At 72.2% G+C, this 22,199-nt stretch carries 20 protein-coding genes, 6 tRNA genes and 2 pseudogenes; 9 read left to right on the plus strand and 19 right to left on the minus strand.

Going from position 1 to position 22,199, the window contains the following annotated elements:
- Nucleotides 1–44: 44 nt before the first annotated feature.
- From AB0F38_RS17160 to AB0F38_RS17185, 6 genes and pseudogenes are all read right to left on the minus strand, one after another.
- Entirely contained in the window at nt 45–593 is a 549-nt protein-coding gene (locus AB0F38_RS17160; RefSeq protein ID WP_361893630.1) for a hypothetical protein, read from the minus strand.
- Between the two features lie 50 nt (nt 594–643).
- Nucleotides 644–1,504 carry a carbohydrate ABC transporter permease gene (locus AB0F38_RS17165; protein ID WP_361893266.1) on the minus strand — a complete coding sequence of 287 codons (861 nt, stop codon included), beginning with the start codon at nt 1,502–1,504 and terminating at the stop codon, nt 644–646.
- Nucleotides 1,501–2,493 (minus strand): sugar ABC transporter permease, encoded by a 993-nt coding sequence (locus tag AB0F38_RS17170; protein WP_361893269.1) that lies wholly within the window; start codon nt 2,491–2,493, stop codon nt 1,501–1,503. The genes AB0F38_RS17165 and AB0F38_RS17170 overlap by 4 nt, the downstream gene beginning before the upstream one ends.
- A 10-nt stretch (nt 2,494–2,503) precedes the next feature.
- Nucleotides 2,504–3,208 (minus strand): annotated as a pseudogene (locus AB0F38_RS17175) (sugar ABC transporter substrate-binding protein); the annotation flags it as partial.
- Between the two features lie 262 nt (nt 3,209–3,470).
- Nucleotides 3,471–3,542: transfer RNA gene (locus tag AB0F38_RS17180), tRNA-Val, on the minus strand.
- Nucleotides 3,543–3,607: 65 nt separating this feature from the next.
- Nucleotides 3,608–4,063, minus strand: a complete 456-nt coding sequence (locus AB0F38_RS17185) for a TIGR02611 family protein (RefSeq protein ID WP_361893272.1) — start codon at nt 4,061–4,063, stop codon at nt 3,608–3,610.
- A 189-nt stretch (nt 4,064–4,252) separates the two neighbouring features.
- Here AB0F38_RS17185 and AB0F38_RS17190 point away from each other — a divergent pair, with 189 nt between their 5' ends.
- Both AB0F38_RS17190 and AB0F38_RS17195 read left to right on the plus strand, forming a co-directional pair.
- The gene (locus tag AB0F38_RS17190) at nt 4,253–4,666 is read left to right on the plus strand and encodes an SsgA family sporulation/cell division regulator (protein ID WP_003959770.1); all 414 of its coding nucleotides are present in this window, start codon (nt 4,253–4,255) and stop codon (nt 4,664–4,666) included.
- A 421-nt stretch (nt 4,667–5,087) separates the two neighbouring features.
- Nucleotides 5,088–5,645 carry a CGNR zinc finger domain-containing protein gene (locus AB0F38_RS17195; protein ID WP_361893274.1) on the plus strand — a complete coding sequence of 186 codons (558 nt, stop codon included), beginning with the start codon at nt 5,088–5,090 and terminating at the stop codon, nt 5,643–5,645.
- 78 nt (nt 5,646–5,723) lie between these two features.
- On the opposite strand, the gene AB0F38_RS17200 is transcribed toward AB0F38_RS17195, so the two are convergent.
- The 3 genes and pseudogenes from AB0F38_RS17200 to AB0F38_RS17210 form a co-directional block, all read right to left on the minus strand.
- A complete protein-coding gene (locus AB0F38_RS17200; RefSeq protein WP_361893277.1) occupies nt 5,724–5,879 on the minus strand; it encodes a hypothetical protein in 156 nt (51 codons plus the stop codon).
- 163 nt (nt 5,880–6,042) lie between these two features.
- Nucleotides 6,043–7,062, minus strand: coding sequence for a LacI family DNA-binding transcriptional regulator (locus AB0F38_RS17205; protein ID WP_361893280.1), 1,020 nt, complete (start codon nt 7,060–7,062; stop codon nt 6,043–6,045).
- A 318-nt stretch (nt 7,063–7,380) separates the two neighbouring features.
- A pseudogene (locus AB0F38_RS17210) lies at nt 7,381–7,856 on the minus strand (hypothetical protein).
- Nucleotides 7,857–8,009: 153 nt separating this feature from the next.
- Between AB0F38_RS17210 and AB0F38_RS17215 the strand changes: the two are divergent.
- The gene (locus AB0F38_RS17215; protein WP_361893281.1) at nt 8,010–8,525 is read left to right on the plus strand and encodes a DsbA family protein; all 516 of its coding nucleotides are present in this window, start codon (nt 8,010–8,012) and stop codon (nt 8,523–8,525) included.
- A gap of 31 nt (nt 8,526–8,556) precedes the next feature.
- Here the strand turns inward: AB0F38_RS17215 and AB0F38_RS17220 are convergent, their stop codons facing one another.
- The 3 genes from AB0F38_RS17220 to AB0F38_RS17230 are packed head-to-tail and all read right to left on the minus strand — an operon-like array spanning nt 8,557 to nt 11,313.
- Nucleotides 8,557–9,393: a GNAT family N-acetyltransferase gene (locus tag AB0F38_RS17220; RefSeq protein ID WP_361893284.1), complete on the minus strand. Its 837-nt coding sequence runs from the start codon at nt 9,391–9,393 to the stop codon at nt 8,557–8,559.
- Between the two features lie 55 nt (nt 9,394–9,448).
- Nucleotides 9,449–10,270, minus strand: coding sequence for an aminodeoxychorismate lyase (locus AB0F38_RS17225; RefSeq protein WP_361893287.1), 822 nt, complete (start codon nt 10,268–10,270; stop codon nt 9,449–9,451).
- Entirely contained in the window at nt 10,267–11,313 is a 1,047-nt protein-coding gene (locus tag AB0F38_RS17230; RefSeq protein ID WP_361893633.1) for a chorismate-binding protein, read from the minus strand. Before AB0F38_RS17230 ends, AB0F38_RS17225 begins: the two co-directional genes overlap by 4 nt.
- A gap of 163 nt (nt 11,314–11,476) precedes the next feature.
- Here AB0F38_RS17230 and AB0F38_RS17235 point away from each other — a divergent pair.
- From AB0F38_RS17235 to AB0F38_RS17255, 5 genes are all read left to right on the plus strand, one after another.
- Nucleotides 11,477–11,549: transfer RNA gene (locus AB0F38_RS17235), tRNA-Gly, on the plus strand.
- Nucleotides 11,550–11,586: 37 nt separating this feature from the next.
- Nucleotides 11,587–11,660: transfer RNA gene (locus AB0F38_RS17240), tRNA-Cys, on the plus strand.
- Nucleotide 11,661: 1 nt separating this feature from the next.
- Nucleotides 11,662–11,733, plus strand: a tRNA-Val gene (locus tag AB0F38_RS17245).
- Between the two features lie 19 nt (nt 11,734–11,752).
- Nucleotides 11,753–11,824 (plus strand) — tRNA-Val (locus tag AB0F38_RS17250).
- Nucleotides 11,825–11,847: 23 nt separating this feature from the next.
- Nucleotides 11,848–11,922, plus strand: a tRNA-Val gene (locus AB0F38_RS17255).
- A gap of 202 nt (nt 11,923–12,124) precedes the next feature.
- Here the strand turns inward: AB0F38_RS17255 and AB0F38_RS17260 are convergent.
- From AB0F38_RS17260 to AB0F38_RS17275, 4 genes are all read right to left on the minus strand, one after another.
- Nucleotides 12,125–12,436: a zf-TFIIB domain-containing protein gene (locus AB0F38_RS17260; protein WP_361893290.1), complete on the minus strand. Its 312-nt coding sequence runs from the start codon at nt 12,434–12,436 to the stop codon at nt 12,125–12,127.
- A 64-nt stretch (nt 12,437–12,500) separates the two neighbouring features.
- Nucleotides 12,501–13,562 (minus strand): aminoglycoside phosphotransferase family protein, encoded by a 1,062-nt coding sequence (locus AB0F38_RS17265; protein ID WP_361893292.1) that lies wholly within the window; start codon nt 13,560–13,562, stop codon nt 12,501–12,503.
- Between the two features lie 257 nt (nt 13,563–13,819).
- Nucleotides 13,820–14,023: a hypothetical protein gene (locus tag AB0F38_RS17270; protein WP_361893294.1), complete on the minus strand. Its 204-nt coding sequence runs from the start codon at nt 14,021–14,023 to the stop codon at nt 13,820–13,822.
- Nucleotides 14,024–14,389: 366 nt separating this feature from the next.
- Complete coding sequence (locus AB0F38_RS17275; RefSeq protein WP_361893297.1) at nt 14,390–14,686, minus strand: hypothetical protein; 297 nt, start codon at nt 14,684–14,686, stop codon at nt 14,390–14,392.
- Nucleotides 14,687–14,892: 206 nt separating this feature from the next.
- Between AB0F38_RS17275 and AB0F38_RS17280 the strand changes: the two genes are divergently transcribed.
- The gene (locus AB0F38_RS17280; RefSeq protein ID WP_361893300.1) at nt 14,893–16,209 is read left to right on the plus strand and encodes a serine/threonine-protein kinase; all 1,317 of its coding nucleotides are present in this window, start codon (nt 14,893–14,895) and stop codon (nt 16,207–16,209) included.
- 3 nt (nt 16,210–16,212) lie between these two features.
- Here AB0F38_RS17280 and AB0F38_RS17285 read toward each other — a convergent pair whose 3' ends face one another.
- The 3 genes from AB0F38_RS17285 to cobT form a co-directional block, all read right to left on the minus strand.
- Nucleotides 16,213–17,037, minus strand: coding sequence for an RNA methyltransferase (locus tag AB0F38_RS17285; protein WP_361893303.1), 825 nt, complete (start codon nt 17,035–17,037; stop codon nt 16,213–16,215).
- Between the two features lie 60 nt (nt 17,038–17,097).
- Nucleotides 17,098–18,351, minus strand: coding sequence for a uroporphyrinogen-III C-methyltransferase (gene cobA / locus AB0F38_RS17290; protein WP_361893306.1), 1,254 nt, complete (start codon nt 18,349–18,351; stop codon nt 17,098–17,100).
- Nucleotides 18,352–18,559: 208 nt separating this feature from the next.
- The gene (cobT, locus tag AB0F38_RS17295; protein WP_361893309.1) at nt 18,560–21,874 is read right to left on the minus strand and encodes a nicotinate-nucleotide--dimethylbenzimidazole phosphoribosyltransferase; all 3,315 of its coding nucleotides are present in this window, start codon (nt 21,872–21,874) and stop codon (nt 18,560–18,562) included.
- Between the last annotated feature and the right edge of the window lie 325 nt (nt 21,875–22,199).

Here is a 22,199-nt window from a genome sequence, read left to right on the forward strand (position 1 = left end):
CTCTCCGTACGGATCGGGGACAGCGAGAAGGTGGTGCGAGGGGATCAGCGGGCGGGCCGGCGCGCCTCTACGGCGGTGGCGGCGGCCGCGACGGCCCCGATGACCGGTACGGCCAACGGCAGCACCAGAGCTCCGGAGAGCACGACGACGGCCATTCCGCAGACCAGCAGGAGCGAGCCGGCCGGGTCGAGGACCGTGCGCCGGCCGGCGTCGGCCAGGAGCGAACGCCAGGTGGCGCCGGGTTCCCAGCACGCGGCGGCGCGTGCCACGGCGACCAGGAAGCCGATCAGGGCGAGGATGCCGACGGCACCCACGAGCGGGCCTCCGGGCAGTCCGGCCCGTACCGCCGCCAGGTCCAGCCGGAGCAGCGCGCCGGCGGCCCACACGAAGACGCCGACGAGCCAGCCGCCGCGGGCCGCGGCGAGGACGTCGGCGGAGAACTCCCGCACGCCGCCGCGCTCACCGGCCAGATGGCGGCGCAGGTGCCGTGTCCCCGCGGCGAACGCGGCGGGGAACGTGAGGAGCGGCAGGGCCGCGACGGCGATCCACACGCCGGTGAGCAGGCATTCGGAGAACAGACCGAAACGGTCCATGGCATGCGAACGCCGTTTCGCGGTACGGGTCTTCGTCGTCACGGCGCGCCTCAGCCCTTCAGGCCGGAGGTGGCCATGCCGTCGATCAGGTAGCGCTGGAAGGCCAGGAAGAAGGCCAGCACCGGCAGGAGGGCCACCAGCGACATGGCGATCATCCCGCCGTAGTCGGCCACGGTGTCCTGGTCGATGAACATCTTCAGGCCCATCGAGACGGTGTACTTGTCGGGCTCGTTCAGATAGAGCAGCGGGCCCATGAAGTCGTTCCAGGCGTTGATGAAGGTGAAGATCGCGCTGGTGATGAGCGCCGGCCGGCAGAGCGGCATGACGATCGACCAGTAGATCCTCAGGTGCCCGCAGCCGTCGAGCCTCGCCGCCTCGTCGAGCTCCTTGGGCAGGCCGCGCATGAACTGCACCATCAGGAAGACGAAGAACGCGTCGGTGGCGAGGTACTTGCCGATCAGCAGCGGGGTGAAGGTGTTGATCAGCTCCAGCTTCTGGAACAGCACGTACTGCGGGATGATCAGCACGTGGTACGGCAGGAGCAGGGTGCCGATCATGATGGTGAACATGGCGTTGCGGCCGGCGAAGCGGACCTTCGCGAAGGCGTAGGCCGTCAGCGAGCAGGACAGCACCACTCCGACCACCGAACCGACGGCGATGTACGTGGAGTTCAGGAAGAACGTCGAGATCGGGATGTCGGCGATGCCCTCGGTGAGCCGGGTGTAGTTGTCGGTCACCGGGTCGGCCGGGAACAGGTCCAGGGCGCCGACGATCTCCGCGCTCGGCTTGAAGGACGCCCCGAACGTCCACACCACCGGGTAGAGGACCACCACGAGGAGGACCAGGGCCCCGAGGTGCCAGGCCAGTGCGCCGGGACCCCGGCGTCGTACAGCAGCTGCCAGGAGACTCATCGGCCGCCCTCCTCGTAGTGCACCCAGCGCTTCTGGGACCGGAACAGCACGGCGGTGACCAGGCCCACCGCGACGAGCAGCAGCCATCCCATGGCGGAGGCGAAGCCCATGCGGCTGTTCACGAAGCCCTGGTCGTACAGGTAGCAGGTGTAGACGAGCGTGGCGTCGGCCGGTCCGCAGGAGCCGTTGCTGACGATGTAGGCCGAGCCGAAGATCTGGAAGGAGTGGATGGTCTCCAGCAGGACGTTGAAGAACAGCACCGGCGAGATCATCGGCAGGGTGATGTGGAAGAACCTGCGCCAGCGCCCGGCTCCGTCCACCTCGGCCGCCTCGTACAGTTCCCGCGGGACCTGCTTGAGGCCGGCCAGGAAGATGACCATCGGGGCGCCGAACTGCCAGACGGTGAGGGCGACCAGCGCATAGATGATCATCTCGGGGTCGCCGATCCAGCCCCCGGACCCGACGCCGAACAGCTTCTGCGTACGGTCGACGACGGCGTCGTCGGAGAAGAGGGCGCGCCAGACGATGGCCGCCGACACGCTCGCGCCGATCAGCGACGGGGCGTAGAAGGCCGCCCGGTAGAAGGACTGGCCCCACCGCTTCTGCGCGAGCAGCATCGCGACGGCGAGCGCCGCGGCCAGTTTGACCGGGGTGCCGATCAGTACGTACCACGAGGTGACCTCGACCGACTGGCGCCACCGGGGGTCGGCGAACATGTCGGTGAAGTTCCGCAGGCCGATCCAGCGTGGCGCGTCGAACAGGTTGTACTCGGTGAACGAGAGGTACAGCGAGAACACCATGGGCCCGGCGATCAGGAACAGGAAGCCCGCGATCCACGGCGACATGAACAGATAGCCGGCCAGGTTGTCGCCGCGCCCGGACCGCTTCGGGCCGACGGGCGGCGCGCTGTCCCCGGGACCGTTGCGCCGCTCGGCGCAACGGTCGCTCCCGGGGGCGAGAGCGCCCGGGGAGGTCTGGATGTGAGTCACCGCGTTCCTCTCAGTTCGAGGCGAGGGCGGTCTTCGCCTCGGAGAAGAACTGCTTCACGGAGTCCTTCGGCGAGGCCTTGCCCAGGGACAGGTCACCGGCGATGCGCAGGAACGCCGCCTCGATCACGTCCGCGCCCGCGGGATGCGGGGTGATGGGCTCCAGGACGCCCGCGTCGGCGATCTCGGTCTCGTACGCCTCGATGGCCTTGCTCGGCGCGTCGGTGGGCCGGTACGCCTCGAACTGGGCGGTGGTGGCAGGCACACCGCGGTCGTAGCCCATGATCCGGGCGACCTCGGGCTCGTGCGTCATGAAGCCGATGAAGGTGGCCACTTCGGCGGGGTGCTTGGTGCGGGCGGATCCGCTGAGCATCAGCGACCCGAGGTACTGGCCGGTGCGCCTGCCGTCGCTGCTGGGGATGGGGGCGAGCCCGTAGCGGCTCTTGCCCTCCGCGCTGTAGCGGATGGAGAAGTTGTCCCAGGTGAACTCTCCGGAGGCGATGCCCCGGGCGAGGGCGGAGGCGGGCTTGATCTGTTCGACCTTCTTGGGGTCGGCGTAGATGCCGGACTTCACCCGGGCGAGGGCCTCGGTCCAGTACGGCAGCAGCTCGGCCTCGCCGAAGCCCATGCCGTCCTCGGTGAAGAAGGCCTTGCCGTTCTGGCGGAGGATCAGGTCGTAGAGGTACATCACGCCGTGCGGACCGACGTCGCCGGCGACCTTCTGGCCGTCCCGCCTTCAGCATCTGCCGCCGGTCGATGCCGTTGTTCCGAGACATAGCTCGCCCCACCATTCGCGATTGAATCGTTTTAGAAAGCGCTTGCTGGGCAAAGTTAAGGAGCCGCACCGGGCACGTCAACGGTTCGGACGAAATTTGGCAGCGGGGCCGCGGCGCGGGGGTGGCTGCCGACTACGGCGGAGACACGCGAAAACACCGATGGCCCGGAAGCTTCGGTGAAGCTTCCGGGCCATCGGTTCGGGGTGGGCGATACTGGGTTCGAACCAGTGACCTCTTCGGTGTGAACGAAGCGCTCTCCCACTGAGCTAATCGCCCCGGCGCATCGCAAACATTACCCCATGTCAGCGGTGCGTCCGGACCACTTCCGGGTCAGCGCCGGGTCACTGCTCGATCGCCCACGGCATGGTGATCCCGAACTTCCAGACGTACACCCCGACCAGCACGGCGACGATCACGAGCCCCACCGTGGTGAGGATGATGTTGCGCCGCCGGACCTTGGGGTCGAGGGCCCGCTGGGCGGCCTCGGTGACCTTGCGCCTGGTCCAGCGCAGGACGAGCTGCGCCCACACGAACTCGGTCGCCCAGATCGCCATGCCGCCGAAGATCACCAGCCATCCGGGGCCGGGCAGCGGCAGCATCACGACGCCCGCCCCGACCACGGCGAGGCCGACGACGAAGATCCCGACCTGCCAGCTCAGGTGAAGCACCCTGGACGCCCGGATGAACCCGGGCGCCCGCGACCCCAGCTCCCGCTCCGCCTTCTGCCCGTCCCCCGTAGCGGAGTCGGCGGCCACCGATGCGGCGACCCCTTCCCGCTCGTCACTCTCCGCATTCATGGGCCCAACCTACCCGAACGGCGTTCGTCACCGGAATGGACGCATGACCCAAAGTTACACACCGCCGCACGAGCGACCCGAAGCATCACAAATAGGTCAGAGGGGTTTACAACACCACCGTAGGTGGCATGTCGATTTCGCCGACGTGCGAATCCCCGAGCGCACACTGAGCGAAAGGCCCTGGCGCTTATGAACACCACGGTCAGCTGCGAGCTGCACCTGCGCCTCGTTGTGTCGAGCGAGTCCTCACTGCCTGTACCCGCGGGCCTGCGGTATGACACGGCCGACCCCTATGCCGTGCACGCCACCTTCCACACCGGAGCGGAGGAAACGGTCGAGTGGGTTTTCGCCCGTGACCTCCTGGCCGAGGGGCTGCACCGGCCCACCGGCACCGGAGACGTCCGCGTCTGGCCATCACGTAGTCACGGCCAGGGCGTCGTCTGTATCGCACTGAGCTCCCCGGAGGGCGAAGCCCTGCTGGAAGCGCCGGCCAGGGCCCTGGAGTCGTTCCTGAAAAGGACCGACGCCGCGGTCCCGCCCGGCACCGAGCACCGTCACTTCGACCTCGATACGGAGCTCTCACACATCCTGGCCGAGAGCTGAGCCAGGCCGAGAGCTGCGGGACGCCGTCCGACTCGGGGAGACGGCGTCGCGCGGGAAACCCCGTACGGCAGACACCGACGCCGTCGCCGCGGAACCCACCGCGGCGACGGCGTCGGCGCGCCCGCGGCAAGCGGGGCGGCGGCCGGCCCCCGTCGCGGCTCGGCGACGCGTAGAACCGCGCCGCCTGTGGCATGACGTCATGCCACAGGTGCCTCATCCGCACCACGGGCACCGGGGCGGGGACGCCAGGACAGCCACAGGAGCCACCAGGCGGCCACCTCGAGCTCCAGCGATGCGTCCAGCCGACAAAGTGCCACCCTCTCCCCCATAAGCCCGCACCCGGCCCCAGGCGCCTTCGCCGAGCCAGTAGAGTCAGCCGGCATCGGCGGGCACCCGTCCGCCGGAGGCCAGGGAGCGAAGCGTGCTGATCCCACACGACACCCGGATCGCCCTCGACACGGTGGTCGATCTGGTGAACACCGCGCCGGAGAGCGAGCCGGGCGACGGACTCGCCGACACCGGCGCGCTCTACGCCTTCGCGGAGCGCCATCTCATCAGCGGCGTGGGCGTGCTCGGCGAGAAGGACCTGAGCGCCGTGAAGGACGTACGGAGCCGTTTCGCGGACATATTCGCGGCGCCCGACGCCCGTACCGCCGCGGACCTCGTCAACGGGCTGGTGGCCGCCGCGGGCACCACGCCGCAGCTCACGAACCACGACGGCTACGACTGGCACGTCCACTACTTCGCACCGGACGCCTCGATCGCGGACCACCTCGCCGCGGACTGCGGCATGGCCCTGGCCTTCATCGTCGTGGCCGGCGAGCAGGAGCGGCTGCGGCGGTGCGAGGCGCCGGACTGCCGGCGCGCCTTCGTCGACCTGTCGCGCAACCGCTCCCGCCGCTACTGCTCCAGCCGCACCTGCGGGAACCGCCTGCACGTCGCCGCGTACCGGGCCAGGCGCAAGGAGGCGGCCGGCTGACGGCCGACCACGGGGACGCGGGAGGCGGCGAGGGGCCTGTGCGGCACGGGGCCACGGTCCACCGGGCCGGGCGCGCGTTCACAGCAGGAACAGATCATGCAGCGCGGCCATCAGCAGCAGGCTGCCGATCACCGTCAGGAAGATCATCAGGGGTGGCTGGGACAGCGCGAAGAGGCAGCCACGCGGCTCTTCGGCAGGGGATACGGGGGCCTCGCCCCGGGATACGTCCACCATCTCGTAGTGATCATGACGCAGAGGCACCCCTGTTGGCGATCAACACTCCTTTTCGCGCGGTGAGTTCACCCCCCGTGGGCTGCAAGGATTCGCTCCGGCGTCCGGTCGTCCCCCACGTTTTCGGCTCGGACCCGGCCACGGGCCGGGCCCTCGGCCCACCGGGTCAGCGCGGGGCGGCGCTGGACGCGCGGACGACGAGCTCCGGCTGAAGCACCACGCTGCGGTGCCGGTGGGTCCCGTCCTCGTCGTCCGCCTCTTCCAGGAGGAGCTCCGCCGCCATCCTGCCCATCACCATGGCGGGCTGCCGCACGGAGGTGAGCGGCACGGCTGCGGCGGCGGCGAACTCGATGTCGTCGTAGCCGACGATCGCGACGTCCTGCGGCACCCGTACACCCGCGGCGTACAGCGACTGCAGGACACCCAGCGCCAGCAGGTCGTTGGCACAGAAGACGGCGGTCGGCCGCGGCACGAGCCCGAGCAGGCGGGCGCCGGCGTCCCGTCCCGCCGCCACGTCCAGACGGTCGGAGGGAATCTCGACGAGGGCCTCGGGGCCGAGCCCGGCCCCGGCGAGTGCGGCCAGGGCTCCCTGCCGGCGGTCCCTGATCTGGTGCAGGTCTCCGGGGCCGCTCACGAAGGCCACCGTGCGATGGCCCGCCGAGACGAGGTGTCCGACCGCGAGCATCCCGCCGCGCACGTCGTCCACGGAGACGGCACAGGTCTCGGTGCCCGCCGCGACCCGGTCCACCAGCACGTACGGGATGCGGTGGCGGGCGAAGGCTTCGAGGTTGCCCCCCGTGGCGTCGGCCGGAGTGACCAGGACGCCGCAGACCCGCTGTTCGGCGAACAGCCCGAGGTATTCGGCCTCCTCCTCCTGGCTCTGACCGCTGTTGCAGACCATGACGCCGAGACCGGCCTCCCGGGCCGCGCGCTCGGCGCCGCGGGCGATGTCGACGAAGAAGGGGTTGCCCATGTCGAGGACGAGCAGGGCCATGATCCGGCTGCGGCCGGCCCTGAGCTGCCTGGCCGACTCGCTGCGTACGTAGCCGAGCTCCTCGATCGCCGCCAGCACCCGGGCGCGGGTGTCCGGGAGCACCGCCTCCGGGCGGTTGATCACGTTGGACACCGTGCCCACCGAGACTCCGGCCTGCCGGGCCACGTCCTTGATCCCTGCCACACGCGCCACTTGCCCTGCCCCACTGATGCACTCGGCCGCCGCGCGTCGGCACGGCGTGTCCCCAGGTCGTACGGACGGAGCCGTTCGGACGTCCGGCGAGGTCCGTCACGCGTCGTCCTCCAGGCTCCACGCCTCGGGTTGAATTGTTTCAATCCGTCCGGGACGCTAACCCCGCCCCCGGGATACCGTCAAGATCGAGGGGACGCGAACCGAATATACCGAGACGCGACACCCGAGGGCCGCCCCCGGGCACGCGGGTCAGGGCGGGAATCGGCATGAATCGATTCACCCCAAGGCCTCGGCCGAGCCGCCCGGACCGGGACGGCGTCAGATGCCGTGCTTCTTCAGGATGGCCTCGATGTCGCTGAAGTCGTCGCCGGCCGCGGCCTGCCGCTTCTTCGCGGGCCTCCCCTCGGACTGCGGGGCCGCTGCGGCGGCACCGGGTGCCGGCAGGGGCGCCGACGCCGCAGGGGCGCCGACGCCGCAGGGGCGACGGCGGAATCCCGCGACGCCGCCCGCGCGGCCCGCCGTTCCTTCCGGGTGCCACCACCGCGGCGCTCCACGGCGCGGGTGGTCACCAGGAGCAGCCAGGCCGACGCCAGCAGGCCGAACCCGATCCAGACGCTCGGCTTGAAGGCGATGTCGGTCACCCACGCGACGACACCCGTCATCACGAGTCCGACCGGCACGAGCGAATAGGCGGCGATCCGCGTGGCCGCGAGGAAACGCCTGCGGTACGCGGTGATCGCGGCGATGCCCAGGCCGGCGGCCGACACCGCGGAACAGATGGTCTCGGCGAGCATCGGGGCCTCCCGCAGTCGGAACGTGTCCCTTCCATCCTGCACGGCCGCCGCCACGGAGGCCACGGCCGGGGGCCACATCGGGGACATTTCAGGGGTGTCCTCCTTCCCAGGTGCCGATTGGGACGCGCCGGTCCGGCCTGAAAGACTGATTCCATGAGCGATTCCACCTCCGCAGCGCCGGTCGTCCTCGACATCTGGTGCGAGCTCGAATGTCCCGACTGCCATCAGGCCCTCTCCGACGTCCACGCCCTGCGCGCCCGCTACGGCGACCGGCTGGAGGTCCGGCTGCGCCACTTCCCGCTGGACAAGCACAAGCACGCGTACGCCGCGGCACAGGCCGCCGAGGAGGCCGTCGAGCAGGGCAAGGGATGGCCGTACATCGAGGCCGTGCTGGCCCGTACCGCCGACCTCTCCCGCGCCGGTGAGCCGTTCCTGCTCGATGTGGCACGCGAACTGGGTCTGGACGCCGAGGAGTTCGACACGGCGCTGATCGACGGCCGGCATCTGCTGATCGTCGACGCGGACCAGGCCGAGGGCAAGGCGATCGGTGTCACCGGAACGCCGACGTACGTGATCGGCGACGAGCGGCTGGACGGCGGGAAGAGCCAGGTGGGGCTGCGCGGACGGATCGAGGAGATCGCCGACCGGCTGCTCGCCGGCCGGGACTGACCTCCGCGGGGTCGGCGCGGGCGGAGACCGCCTAGAGCGCCTTCGCCAGGTTGTACTGGGTCGTCCGGTAGCCGAGCGACTCGTACAGCCGGAGCGCGGGTGTGTTGGACGCGAAGACGTGCAGGCCGAGCAGGCCGAGGCCCGCGTCGAGCGTGAGGTCCTCCGCGTGGTGCATCAGCGCCCGCCCGTGACCGCGGCCCCGGTGCTCCTCGCGTACCTCGACGTCGAAGACGTAGCCGGTCGGCCGGCCCGCCGGGGTCTCGTGCCGGGCCACCCAGACATGGCCGACGACGTCGCCGCCGTGGACGAGGACCTCGAAGCGCATCCCCGCGGTGGCGAGGCCGTCCGGCAGTTCCGCGGCGTGGTCCGTCTCGGACTTGCGCCGGGCCTGGTCCTCCGGGACACCCTGCTCGATCCAGTCCTGCGCGTACGCCTCGACGCAGGTGGCCTCCCACGCGGCGAACTCCTGTTCCGACATCGGGCGCCCGATGGACCCGGCGGGCAGTGCGGGGGCGGTCCGGCGGAGCGTCTTGAGCATGTTCCGGCTGCGCTCGGTGTAGCCGAGTACGCCCGCGAGGGCCCGGGCGGCCTCGTTGTCCGCGGGCGCCACCAGGCGTACCTGGGTGCAGCCCCAGTCGCGCAGCACCTCCTCCGCTGCGAGGGCGGCGATGGTGCCGCGGCCCCGTCTGCGGTCCGGCTCCTCGATCCGCAGCGAGTGCAGGACACCCGCCGACGGGCCGAACAGCGGGTCGGTGTTGATGCCGACGGCGCCGACGGCACGCCCGTTGTCGCACACGTCGTACGTGCGTGCCCGCGCGCCGTCGGCGCCTTGCTGGATCGGCCCGGTCGGCCGGAGGGTCGTGGTCATCACGGGTGTTCTATCCGCTGGGCGGCGCTCCGTCACCCGCTTTTGCGGATCGGGTTCAGGGATCGAGGTCGTCGTCGGCGCGTTCGTCGAAGATCCGCATGGCCTTCGCCGTCACCGGCCCGGGTGCGCCCGGCAGTTCCCGTCCGTCGACCCGGTGGACGGCCTGGACGTCGCGGAGCGTGGAGGTCAGGAAGATCTCCTCGGCACGTTCCAGGACGTCCAGCGGAAGATCGGTCTCCTGTGCCCCGGTCCACTCCACGGCCAGGGCACGGGTGATCCCGGCGAGGCAGCCGGAGGTGACGGGCGGGGTGTGGATCCGGCCGTCCAGCACGACGAAGACGTTGGAGCCGGTGCCCTCGCAGAGCTGCCCGACCGTGTTCGCGAAGAGCGCCTCGGTCGCGCCGTGCTCGTGGGCGCGTGCGAGGGCGACGACGTTCTCCGCGTACGAGGTGGTCTTGAGCCCGGCCAGTGCGCTGCGTTCGTTGCGCGTCCAGGGCACGGTGATCACCGCGGTGCTGTCCGGGCGGCGCGGGGCCTCGCCCAGGGCGACGACCAGGCTGGGCCCGGCGTCGCCGCGGTCGGAGCCGAGCGGGGAGAGGCCGCCGGTGTAGGTGATCCGCAGCCGGCCGAGGGGCATGGGGTTGGCCTCGATGACGGCGGCCACGGCACGGCGGACCTCGTCGAGGCCGGGGTCGGGCAGCCCCAGGCCCCGGGCCGAGCGGGTCAGCCGGTCGAGATGCCGGGTGAGGGCGAAGGGGCGGCCCCCGGACACCCTGACCGTCTCGAAGATGCCGTCTCCCACGGTCAGTCCGTGATCGAGCACGGACACCCGCGCGTCATCGGCGTCGCGCAGTTCGCCGTTGACCCAAATCCTCATGACGCGGTCCTTCCTGTCACCCCGTAGGTGTCCTCGTAGGCACCAGACGCTACCGCGAGCAGCCGGGACGCCTTGAGCTCGGTCTCCGCCCACTCGCGCCGGGGGTCGGAGCCCCAGGTGATTCCGGCTCCGGTTCCGAAGCGCAGCAGGGGCGCGGGGCCGGTGCGGTCGATCCAGAACGTCCGTATGCCGACGGCCAGTCCGGCGGTGGCCCGGTCGGCGTCCACCCAGCCGATTCCTCCGCAGTAGGGCCCGCGGGCCGATGTCTCGAGCGCTTCGATGATCCGCAGCGCGCTGGCCTTGGGGGCGCCGGTGACGGATCCGGGCGGAAACGCCGCACCGAGCAGTTCCGGCCACCCGACGCCATCGGCGAGACGGCCTCGCACGGTGGAGACGAGGTGGACGAGCCCGGGGTGCTTCTCCACCACGCAGAGGTCGGGGACGCTCACGCTGCCGGTCGCGCAGACGCGCCCCAGGTCGTTGCGGACCAGGTCCACGATCATCACGTTCTCCGCGTGGTCCTTGTCCAGCAGGTCCGCCTCGGTGCGTCCGGTGCCCTTGATCGGCCCGGACTCGACGGTCCGGCCGTCGCGCCGCAGGAAGAGTTCGGGGGACGCGGTCGCGATCTCCACCCCGTGCGACGGCAGCCGGATCGTTCCCGCGTACGGGGCGGGGTTGCCGCGGGCGAGCAGGGCGGTGAGGGCGTCCACGTCGGCGGCGGGGCCGGGCAGCGGCGCGGACAGCACCCGGCAGAGATTGGCCTGATAGACCTCACCCGCCGCGATGTGTTCACGGATCCGCCGTACGCCGGCCAGGTAGGCGGCTTCGTCGAGGGACGACGTCCAGTCCCCCGGCATCGGCCCCTGCCAGGCGCCGGGCACGGGGAGGGGAACCCGCTCGGTCCGTACGGTGGCGAAGCGGGCGCAGACGAGACGCCCTTCGAAATCGGCGGATACCGCCCAGAATCCGGATGAGTCGAGCGCCGCAGGATCGCTGGTCACATCCTGCAGACCGGAGGCGACGAGGCCGCCGAAGCGGGCCATGGGGGCGAGGTCGTGCACGCTGATGAGTCTAGGACGGTACGCGGTGACCTGCGGCGGGGCGGAGGTACCGCAGCACGCTGCACAAACGCGTTTTTGTGCTGGCCCGGGAATCCGCTAGAGTTCAACACGTCGCCGGGACGCGCAAGCCGATCGGGAATGACAAGCGGACGTAGCTCAGTTGGTAGAGCGCAACCTTGCCAAGGTTGAGGTCGCCAGTTCGAACCTGGTCGTCCGCTCGCAGAAGGTGGGGGATCTTCCCGAACCCCCATCCCTGGTGGAGTGGCCGAGAGGCGAGGCAACGGCCTGCAAAGCCGTCTACACGGGTTCAAATCCCGTCTCCACCTCCAAGGACGATTAGCTCAGCGGGAGAGCACTTCCCTGACACGGAAGGGGTCACTGGTTCAATCCCAGTATCGTCCACCGGTCCGCAAGGACCCCCGCGCGATTAGCTCAGCGGGAGAGCGCTTCCCTGACACGGAAGAGGTCACTGGTTCAATCCCAGTATCGCGCACGCAGTACACGCAGGGTCACCCTGCGCGATTAGCTCAGCGGGAGAGCGCTTCCCTGACACGGAAGAGGTCACTGGTTCAATCCCAGTATCGCGCACCAGCCGAAGCCCCCGGTCGTCTCGACGACCGGGGGCTTCGTCGTGCTGTGCGCGGGACTCCTACCGGTGCCCCGTGGGTCGGGCGTGCCCACCGACCGGGAGTGAGGGCGGCGATGCCGGCCGTCGTCACGGGGGCGGTCGGGGAACTCCTGGACGAGGGGGACCCGCGGACCGCCCCCCTGGGGTGGGGGCGGCCCGCCCCGGTCAGGAGGAGAAGAGCATCCGGCCGAAGCTCTTCTGACGGTGGTGGCCCCCGTAGTGCCCGCCCTGGTGCTGCGGCGCACCCCAGGCCGGAGCCTGGGCGGCGGGATAGGCCTGCGGGGCCTGGCCGGGGTAGGCCTGCGGGGCGGGCGGCGCGGGCGGGGCCTGCTGCGCCCACTGCGACTCCAGACGGGTCAGCGACTCCAGCTCGCCGTAGTCGAGGAATATCCCCCGGCAGCCGCTGCACTGCTCGATCTGGACCCCGTTGCGGTTGTACGTGTTCATCTGGGCGTGGCACTTGGGACACTGGATCATCGGGTCGGCTCCTCACCGTCGTTACGCGTCGCCGGAATGCATGCCCGGCGGCCGTCGGTTCACCCTACGACGCGTGTTCGGCCGTCAACTCGGGCGGGAGGGACGCAATTCGGACACAGGCGTCGATCATCATCTGCTCCACCTCGTCCGGACCACGCCCCTGCACGGCGGACTTGGCGAGAGCCAGTGCGGCGGTCTGCACCGTGAGGGCGCGCGCCGGGACGTCCAGGTCGGGCCAGGGGTCACCCGTGGCCCGCACGGCGGGCCCGCCCGCGCTCCGGTAGCCGTCCAGGAAGCGCAGCCAGACCTGGGGGTCCAGGAGTCCGGCCGCGTACCAGGCGGCGGGCCGCGCGAGGTCCCAGGCCGGGTCGCCGAGGCCCGCGTCGTCGATGTCGATCAGCACCCAGGGGCCGTGCGGGGCGGGGTGCCGCACGAGCTGGCCGAGGTGCAGGTCGCCGTGGCAGAGGAAGCCGGACCGGGCGTGCGGGGGTGCTCCGTCCTCTCCGCGCGCCCAGGCGGGCAGGCCGCGCCAGGCGGCGAGCACGGGAGCGGTGTCCGGGTCCCCGGGCCGGGCCTCGCACATCCGCGCGACGGCCCGGGCCGCCTTGGCCGGTCCGCGCATCGGCGGGAGCGGATGGGGCGGCGGAGTGCGGTGCAGCCGTGCGAGGAGGAGTGCGGCCTCTTCCCAGGGGGCGGCATCGGGGTCCGAGGGGTCGACGGGTTCGCCGTACGGCCAGAGGCTCACGGTGCGGCCGTCAGCCGTGAGGCCGTGGGCGGTGCGGGCATCAGCCGTGTGTGCGTCGGTGCTGGGTGCGTACGCACCACCCGTCCCGGGGCCGGTCACGTCGGAAGGCCCCCCTCGGCCGGCCGGCGCTGCGGCGCCGAGCGGGGCGAGCAGGATGCCGGCGAGCCCGGGCGCGGCGGCGAGGGCCCGGCGGGCCGCCAGGGCCGGGGCGTCGGTGTCCGGCGCGTGGGCCTTGGCCACCACCGGGCCGCTGCGGACCACCGTGCCGTCGGGGCGGTCCGCGAGGACCAGGGGCGGGGCACAGTCGCACCGGACGGTACGCGCGTGGGCGCTGTCGTGCGCGAGCTCGCCCAGCACGCGTACGACAGGGGTGGTGGTCATCGGCTCTGCTCCCCCGGCGGTGATCGGCCGACTCCACGGCCGGCCCTGGCGACGAGCGTACGCGGCACCGCCAGGAGGGCCCGCCCGCCGGGAGGACCGCCCGGCCTCGCCCGCCGGGAATCTGCCCCGGACAGCGCGATGTCCGGCCAGCTCCCCAGCTGGCCGGACAATCGCTGCCGTCCGCCGCACCCCCGTCCCCACGGGGCTGTTGGCCGGATGTCCCGGTCCGGACCGCTCTTCCGGACCCGGGGCGCCGCTCAGCGCCCCAGCATCACGCCCACGGACGACGCCTGTGTGACCACCGCGTCCCAGCCGCCGAAGACGACTACGAGCAGGGCCGCCAGAGGAAGGACCATGGCTGTCGCCACCAGGGGGTGACGACGCGACGGGCGGGTGCCGAACGAGGCGTACACCCTGCGTCCCCGCGTACGGATCATGGTCCGCGCAGCCGTGTCCGCCATGGTTCCTCTCCTGACCTGTTCCGGAGCGGCGGGCGTGTGACCTCGGGGGACGAGTTCTGCGCCCGCCGCTTGACTTCAACATTAGGGAGGCGGGAGGCGTCCGGCGTCATGCCCGCGTACCGATTGCCGGGCCTCCCGGAGGATGAGCCGGCTGCCTCCGGCGTACTCCCCTGGGTGGAGACGCGCTGCGGGGAGGACGCCGAAGACCTCGGTCCGGTCAGGGAGCGGCGTCCCGCGTGCGCGGCCGCGAGGGGCGCTGTCCGTCCCGTGCCGGACGCGCCCGGCCGGTGCTGGAGGGCGGTGGAACACGGGCCCCTCCCCTGCTCCGGCGGGGAGCGGCGCCCGGGAAGGTCCCGGGCGCGCGGGTCAGGGTGCCGCGGGCCGGCGGGACTCCGCGGACACGGTCCAGGCCTCGGGGTCGACCCGTAGGGGGCGCTCGGAGGCGTCCTCCCGGGGGACCGGCTGTTCGACCAGGGCGAGCACCCTGGTCGCCATGAAGCGGGCGGTGCGGACAACTGATCCACTTCGGGTGACTTCACTCACTTCCACCACCCCGCGACGGACCGCTGTCTCCACCCGGCGGCCTGCCCTGGAGGCCACCACCTCGTACGTCCGCGTCGTGTCTCCCGCGTCCACCACTATCTCCACGCGATCGCCCTTCACTGATCCAATCCCCCTTCTGCGACGGTCCTTTGAGATCTCGCACGGGCCACAGGGCCTGGATCCCCGGCTCTCTGACCACTCCTCAATTCTCCCACCGGGCACTGACAATCGAAGGGCCGGCGAGGGCGCGGCCTGAGAGCGCGCCGCGCCGCGGGTACGTAAGCTGTGCCTCGTCAGGCGGACCAGGCAGCGGGGATGGGCAGACGATGGCGATGATGCGGCTCCGGCGCGAGGACCCGCGTGTCGTCGGCTCGTTCCGGCTGCACCGCCGGCTCGGCGCGGGCGGCATGGGTGTCGTCTATCTGGGTTCCGACCGCAGGGGCCAGCGGGTCGCGCTCAAGGTGATCCGTCCGGACCTGGCGGAGGACCAGGAGTTCCGTTCGCGTTTCGCGCGCGAGGTGTCCGCCGCCCGGCGGATCCGTGGCGGCTGCACGGCACGCCTGGTGGCCGCTGACCTGGAGGCGGACCGCCCGTGGTTCGCGACGCAGTACGTGCCCGGCCCGTCGCTGCACGACAAGGTCGTCGAGGAGGGTCCGCTGTCGGCGGCCGAGGTGGCCTCGATCGGCGCGGCACTGTCCGAGGGGCTGGTGGCGGTGCACGAGGCCGGTGTCGTCCACCGTGATCTGAAGCCGTCGAACATCCTGCTCTCGCCCAAGGGCCCCCGGATCATCGACTTCGGCATCGCCTGGGCGACCGGGGCCAGCACGCTCACCCATGTCGGTACGGCGGTCGGGTCCCCCGGATTCCTGGCGCCGGAGCAGGTGCGGGGCGCGGCCGTGACGCCGGCCACGGACGTGTTCTCGCTGGGCGCGACCCTGGCGTACGCGGCGATGGCCGACTCGCCTTTCGGGCACGGCAGTTCCGAGGTGATGCTCTACCGCGTGGTGCACGAGGAGCCGCATCTCTTCGATGTGCACGATGCGCTCGCTCCGCTGGTCCGGGCCTGTCTGGCGAAGGATCCCGAGGACCGGCCGAGCACCCTTCAGCTCTCCATGCGGCTCAAGGAGATCGCGGCACGCGAGGCGCAGGGACTGCAGGAGCGCCGGCCTCCCGCGCAGCGGACCGAGCCGGATCCGGACCGGCCCACCGGGCGGCTCGAAGGCCCGCCGTACGCCGAGCAGCACACCCGGCGGGCCGGTGGTCCCACTCCCGCGCCGCGTCCTTCGGCCAGGCGTGCCTCCCCGTCTCGCTCGGCCGCGCCCCGCACCGGCGGTTCGCGATCCCAGGCCGCACGGTCCGGGAAGCGCCCGCACGGAACGAACGGCGCGAACGTGACGAACAGCCGTCCGGGGACCCGTCCCGGGGTACGGACGACGTCGGCGGGCCGGAGCGGGATTCCCCGCCCGGCGAATCCACGGCTCCTGCGTCAGCGGCTCGTGGTCTTCGTCGTGGTGACGCTGCTGGTGGCGCTGGGGATCGCCGCCGCCCAGGGCTGCCAGGGACCGGCGCAGGGGCTGGGCGCCGGCACCTCCCGGACGACGCTCGACCTGCCCGGGCAGTATCCGCACGGGCCGGGGCTGTAGGCGTCAGCCGGCCGTGATGCGCGTCGCGTAGAAGGCGACGGCGGAGGCGGCGGCGACGTTGAGCGAGTCGACTCCGGCGTCCATCGGGATGCGGACGTGCTCGTCGGCCGCGGCGAGTGCCTCGGGGGTGAGACCGTCGCCCTCCGTACCGAAGACCAGTGCCAGCTTCTCGTGCTGCCGTGCGACGAGTTCGTCCAGGGTGATCGACTGATCGCTGAGGCAGAGTGCCGCGGTGGTGAAGCCGGCCTCGCGGAGCAGCCCGACGTCTCCGGGCCACGCATCGAGCCGGGTCCAGGGGACGTGGAAGACGGAGCCCATCGAGACCTTCACCGCCCGCCGGTACAGCGGGTCGGCACAGCGCGGTGTGAGCAGGACGGCGTCGACGCCGAGTGCGGCGGCGTTGCGGAAGGCGGCGCCGAGGTTGGCGTGGTCGACGATGTCCTCGAACACGGCGACCCTGCGGACGTTCCCGGACTCCGGGGACAGCAGCGCACGGACGTCGGGCAGCGGCTGGCGCTGCATGGACGCGAGGGCTCCGCGATGCACGTGGTAGCCGGTGACCCGCTCGGCGAGCTCCGGTGCGACCAGGTACACCGGGGCCGTGGCCTCGTCGATCACGTCGCGCATCACGTCGGTCCACTTGGCGGAGAGCAGCATGGACCTCATCGCGTATCCGGCGTTCGCCGCGCGCCTGATCACCTTCTCGCCCTCGGCGATGAACAGGCCTTCCGCGGGCTCGCGCCGGCGCCGGAGTGCGACGTCGGTCAGGCCGGTGTAGTCGCCCAGACGCGGGTCGTCGGGGTCGTCGACGGTGATGGGTTCAGCCATGGGGGGCACTGCCTTGTCCGGTGTGCGGGTTGCCGGGGTGCGGATATCAGCTGTCCGGGGCTACTGGGCGGGGCGCCCGGAGGGCTCCGTGCCGACGGCCACGACCTCACCGATGACGATCACGGCCGGGGGGCGTACGTCTTCCGCGGCGGCACGTTCCCCGACGGTGGCGAGGGTCGCGTCGACCCGGCGCTGGGCGGCCGTGGTGCCCTCCTGGACCAGGGCCACGGGGGTGTCCGGCGACTTGCCGTGCGCGATGAGGGCACGTGCGATGGCGCCGATCTTGTCGACGGCCATCAGGAGGACCAGGGTGCCGCGCAGCTGTGCGAGGGCTGCCCAGTCGACCAGGGAGCGCGGGTCGTCGGGGGCGACATGTCCGCTGACGACGGTGAACTCATGGGCGACGCCGCGGTGGGTGACGGGGATTCCGGCCGCTCCCGGCACGGAGATCGAGCTGGAGATCCCGGGCACGACGGTGCAGGCGATGCCCTCGGCGGCCAGTGCCTGGGCCTCCTCCATGCCGCGGCCGAAGACGAACGGGTCGCCGCCCTTGAGCCGGACGACGGCCTTGCCCGCCTTGGCGTGGTCGATCAGCGCCTGGTTGATCGCCTCCTGCGCCATGTAGCGGCCGTACGGGATCTTCGCGGCGTCGATCACCTCGACGTGCGGGGGGAGCTCGTCGAGCAGGTCACGCGGGCCGAGCCGGTCCGCGATGACCACGTCCGCCTCCGCGAGGAGGCGGCGGCCCCGGACCGTGATCAGGTCGGGGTCGCCCGGACCGCCGCCCACCAGGGCGACGCCAGGGGCACGGGTGCGGTGGTGCGGGGCGGCGAGGGTCCCGTCGCGCAGGCCCTCCACGATGGCGTCGCGGACCGCGGCGGAGTGGCGGGGGTCGCGGCCCTGCGAGGTGGTGGTGAGGACGGCGACGGTGATCCCCTCGCTGCGGCCGGTGGCCGGCGTCCACGCGGTAGCCGCCTCCGCGTCGTCGCTGCGGACGCACCAGGTACGGGTGCGCTCGGCCTCGGCCGAGGCGGCGTCGTTGGCCTCGGCGTCGGAGGACGCGACGAGGGCGTACCAGGTGTCGGTGAGGTCGCCCTCCTGGTACCTGCGGCGCTCCCAGCGGATCTCGCCGGTGTCGGCCATCGCCTCGACGGAGGCGGTCGCGGACGGGGAGACCAGGGTGATGTCGGCACCGGCCGCGATGAGCGCGGGCAGCCGGCGCTGTGCGACCTGGCCGCCGCCGACGACGACGACGCGGCGCCCGTTCAGGCGCAGTCCGACGGGGTAGGCAGGGTGATCGTCGTACTCGGCCATGGTCGCGCGGACTCCTCGTGCGGGGTGCGGTGTGCTGCGGGCCGCTGCGGCGGTGGAGCGGCGGTGACGTACGGCTGGCTGGGTGAAGCGTGGGACCACGATACGGGGTGGTGGGGGCGGGGGCGGGTGCGGGCCTGATCCCCTGCCCGCCCCCTCCCGTGCCGGACGGGCCTGATCTCGTGCCCTCGCACCCGTACCCCGGTGCCCGCTACTTCTCCGTCACTCCTGCCGAGTCGAAGGTCGCCACGTCGTGCATCGCGCGGGCCGCGCTCTGCACGATGGGGAGCGCGAGCAGCGCGCCGGTGCCCTCGCCGAGCCTGAGGTCCAGGTCGACCAGGGGGCGCAGGCCCAGCTTGTTGAGGGCGGCGACATGGCCGGGTTCCGCGCTGCGGTGCCCCGCGATGCAGGCGGCGAGCGCCTCGGGTGCGATCGCCCGGGCGACCAGGGCCGCCGCGCCCGCGCTCACACCGTCCAGGATCACGGGGGTGCGGAGGGACGCGCCGCCCAGCAGGAAGCCCGCCATGGCGGCGTGCTCCAGGCCGCCGACCGCGGACAGGACCCCGATCGGGTCGGCGGGGTCGGGCTGGTGCAGCTCCAGGGCGCGGCGGACCACGTCGACCTTGCGGGCGTGCATCTCGTCGTTGATCCCGGTGCCGCGCCCGGTCACCTCCGCCGGGTCCATGCCGGTGTACACGCAGATCAGCGCGGCCGAAGCAGTGGTGTTGGCGATGCCCATCTCGCCGGTGAGCAGCCCCTTGTTGCCGGCCGCGACCAGGTCCCGGGCGGTGTCGATGCCGACCTCGACAGCGGCGAGCACCTCCTGGCGGGTGAGTGCGGGGCCGGTCGTGAAGTCGGCCGTTCCGGCACGGACCTTCCGGGGCAGCAGGCCGGGCGTCGCGGGCAGATCGGACGCGACACCGACGTCGACCACGCAGACCTCGGCGCCGACCTGGGCGGCGAAGGCGTTGCAGACGGCGCCTCCACCGAGGAAGTTGGCGACCATCTGGCCGGTGACCTCCTGCGGCCACGCGGTCACACCCTGGGCGTGCACCCCGTGGTCACCGGCGAACACCGCGACGGCCGCGGGCTCGGGGATCGGCGGCGGGCACTTCCTGGAGAGGCCGGACAGCTGGGCGGAGATGATCTCCAGCATGCCGAGCGCCCCGGCCGGCTTCGTCATCCGCTTCTGGCGCTCCCAGGCCTCGCCGAGCGCCTTGGCGTCCAGCGGCCGGATGTTGGCGATGGTCTCCTGGAGGAGGTCGTGCGGCTCCTCTCCGGGCAGGGCGCGGCGGCCGTACGTCTCCTCGTGGACGACCCAGGACAGCGGGCGCCGCTTGGCCCAGCCCGCCTGCATCAGCTCGGGCTCGTCGGGGAACTCGTCGACGTAGCCGACGCAGAGGTAGGCGACGACTTCCAGGTGCTCGGGCAGGCCGAGCGCACGGACCATCTCGCGCTCGTCGAAGAAGCTGACCCAGCCGACGCCGAGGCCCTCGGCCCGGGCTGCGAGCCACAGGTTCTCGACGGCGAGCGCGGAGGAGTACGGGGCCATCTGCGGCTGGGTGTGCCGGCCGAGGGTGTGGCGGCCGCCGCGGGTGGGGTCGGCGGTGACGACGATGTTCACCGGTGTGTCGAGGATGGCCTCGATCTTCAGTTCCTTGAACTGCTTGGCCCGGGCCTTGGGGAGCGACTTGGCGTACGCCTCACGCTGGCGCTGTGCCAGCTCGTGCATGGAACGCCGGGTCTCCGCCGAGCGGATGACGACGAAGTCCCAGGGCTGCGAGTGGCCGACGCTCGGGGCGGTGTGCGCGGCTTCGAGGACGCGCAGGAGGACCTCGTGCGGGATGGGGTCGCTGCGGAAGCCGTTGCGGATGTCGCGCCGTTCACGCATGACCCGCAGGACCGCTTCACGCTCGACGTCGTCGTAACCGGGGGCGGGCGGGGAGGCGGGCGGGACCGGTGCCACGGCCTCGGGTGTCTCGATGATCTCGGGGCCGGTGCCGGGCTCCGGCTCGGCGGGGGCCTCGGCCTGCGGTACGAGGCCGGGCTCGGGCCCGGGCTGTGCCGGGGCCTCTACCGCCACGGGAGCGGCACCCTCCGGGGACTCCGGGACCTCAGGTGTCTCAGGAGCCTCGGCTGCCACCGGCTCCGGATCCGCCGGAGCGGGCTCGGGCTCGACGACGACCGGGGAGACCGGGGCCGCGACCAAGGGCTCGGACTCGGGCTCGGGCTCGGGCTCGGGCACGACGACCGCATCCGGCTCGGGGGCCGCAGCAGTTTCGGGCTCGGGCACGACGACCGCACCCGGCTCGGGGGCCGCAGCCGTTTCGGGCTCGGGCACGACGACCGCTTCCGGCTCCGGTTCCGGTGCGACGACCACTACCGGCTCCGGCTGGGCAGGGGCCACCTCGGCCGCCTCCGGCTGTGCGGCCTCGGCGGGAGCCGCCGGTGCCTCGGACACAGGTTCCGGGGCGAGGTACGGAACGGTCGGTAGGGCGCCTTCCGGGACAAACTGTCCTGCGGCCACGGCCGGATCAGGTGCCTCGGCGGGCACGTCCGGATTCAGGGGCGTCTCGGCGACGGGCGGCGCCAGGGGGGCCTCGACGGCAGCCTCGGTCGGAGCGTCCGCCGGTACCTCCACCGAAATCTCCTCCGCGACTGCCTCCGCGAGCGGCTCCGCCACGGGCGGTTCCACCGGCGCTGCGGGCTCTGCGGGCGCCTCCACGGCGACCTGCTCCGGGACGACCGTTTCTGCGGGCGCCACCGGCTCGGGAAGAAGGTCGGCCACCGGCTCGGGAACGAGGTCGGGCGCCGGGGTGGGAACGGGCGCGACCACGGGCTCGGCCTGAGCGGCAGGTTCAGCCTGGACCACCGGCTCCGCCTGAACGGCAGGTTCCGCCTGAGCGGCAGGTTCCGCCTGGACCACCGGCTCCGGTGCCGGAGCGCCCCACGGCGCGGCGCCCTGCGGCGGGATCTCCCCCAGCTGCGGGCCGGGAAGCCGGGCCGGGTCCTCCGCCGGGATGTCGTAGTACTCGGGCCCGGTCGTCGGCGGCCCCGCCTGCCGTACGGGCCTCGGGTTGTGCGGTGCCCCGGCCGGACCCCGGTCCGCGAGCGAACGCACCACTCCGCCGCTCGGCGTCCCTCCGTAGGAAGGGGCCTCGGGGGACGCGGGACCGCGGTGCAGCGGGCGCCGTGTCGGGGCGGCGGCCTGGGCGGCCACCGGGACCTGGGCGGAAGCGTGCGCCGGGACCCGTACTCCGCCGAGGTCGACGGAGCCGGACTCGTGCGTCCCGCTCGTGACCGGTCCCTGCGCGGAGGGCTGCGGCTGCTGCTCGGGCGCGAGCGGCGCGTCGCTCCAGGCGCCCTGGGGCGCGGGCATCAGCAGGAGGTCGTCGTCCTCGGGGGCGGGGGCCTGCTCGGAGGGGTCGAGGAAGGTGTAGGAGTCCAGGGCGGGGACGCCCGGCTGCTCCACCATGCCTGCGTTCTCCGGCAGTCCCTCGCCCGGGATCTGGCCGGTGTCAGTCATGCGTACCCCTCGCCCATCGTCAGTGCTCCTTCGGCCCTTAGCCGGGATGCCCGAACCACGGCACGCCGGTGCTCGTCAACAAGAACGAGCAGGCTCTCCGCGCGGCACGAAACGCGCGCGGAGCTATACATTGTCGCGGTCGTTCGCCGCCGCGACAGACAGTTCCGCCACGGCTCGCTGTGGACTGCGCCACGTTGCGCGTCCCCCGGTTGCGCTGTACCACATCGCGGACCAAAACGGTCCACTTTTCCGGACATTGACGAACGAACCGTCGAACGGCCAGGCGCGGTACAACAATCGGTCAGCCTACCTCGCGCTCGGCCGC

Source organism: Streptomyces sp. NPDC025273 (assembly GCF_040638585.1).
In the GTDB taxonomy this organism is placed as follows: Bacteria; Actinomycetota; Actinomycetes; order Streptomycetales; family Streptomycetaceae; genus Streptomyces; species Streptomyces cinereorectus.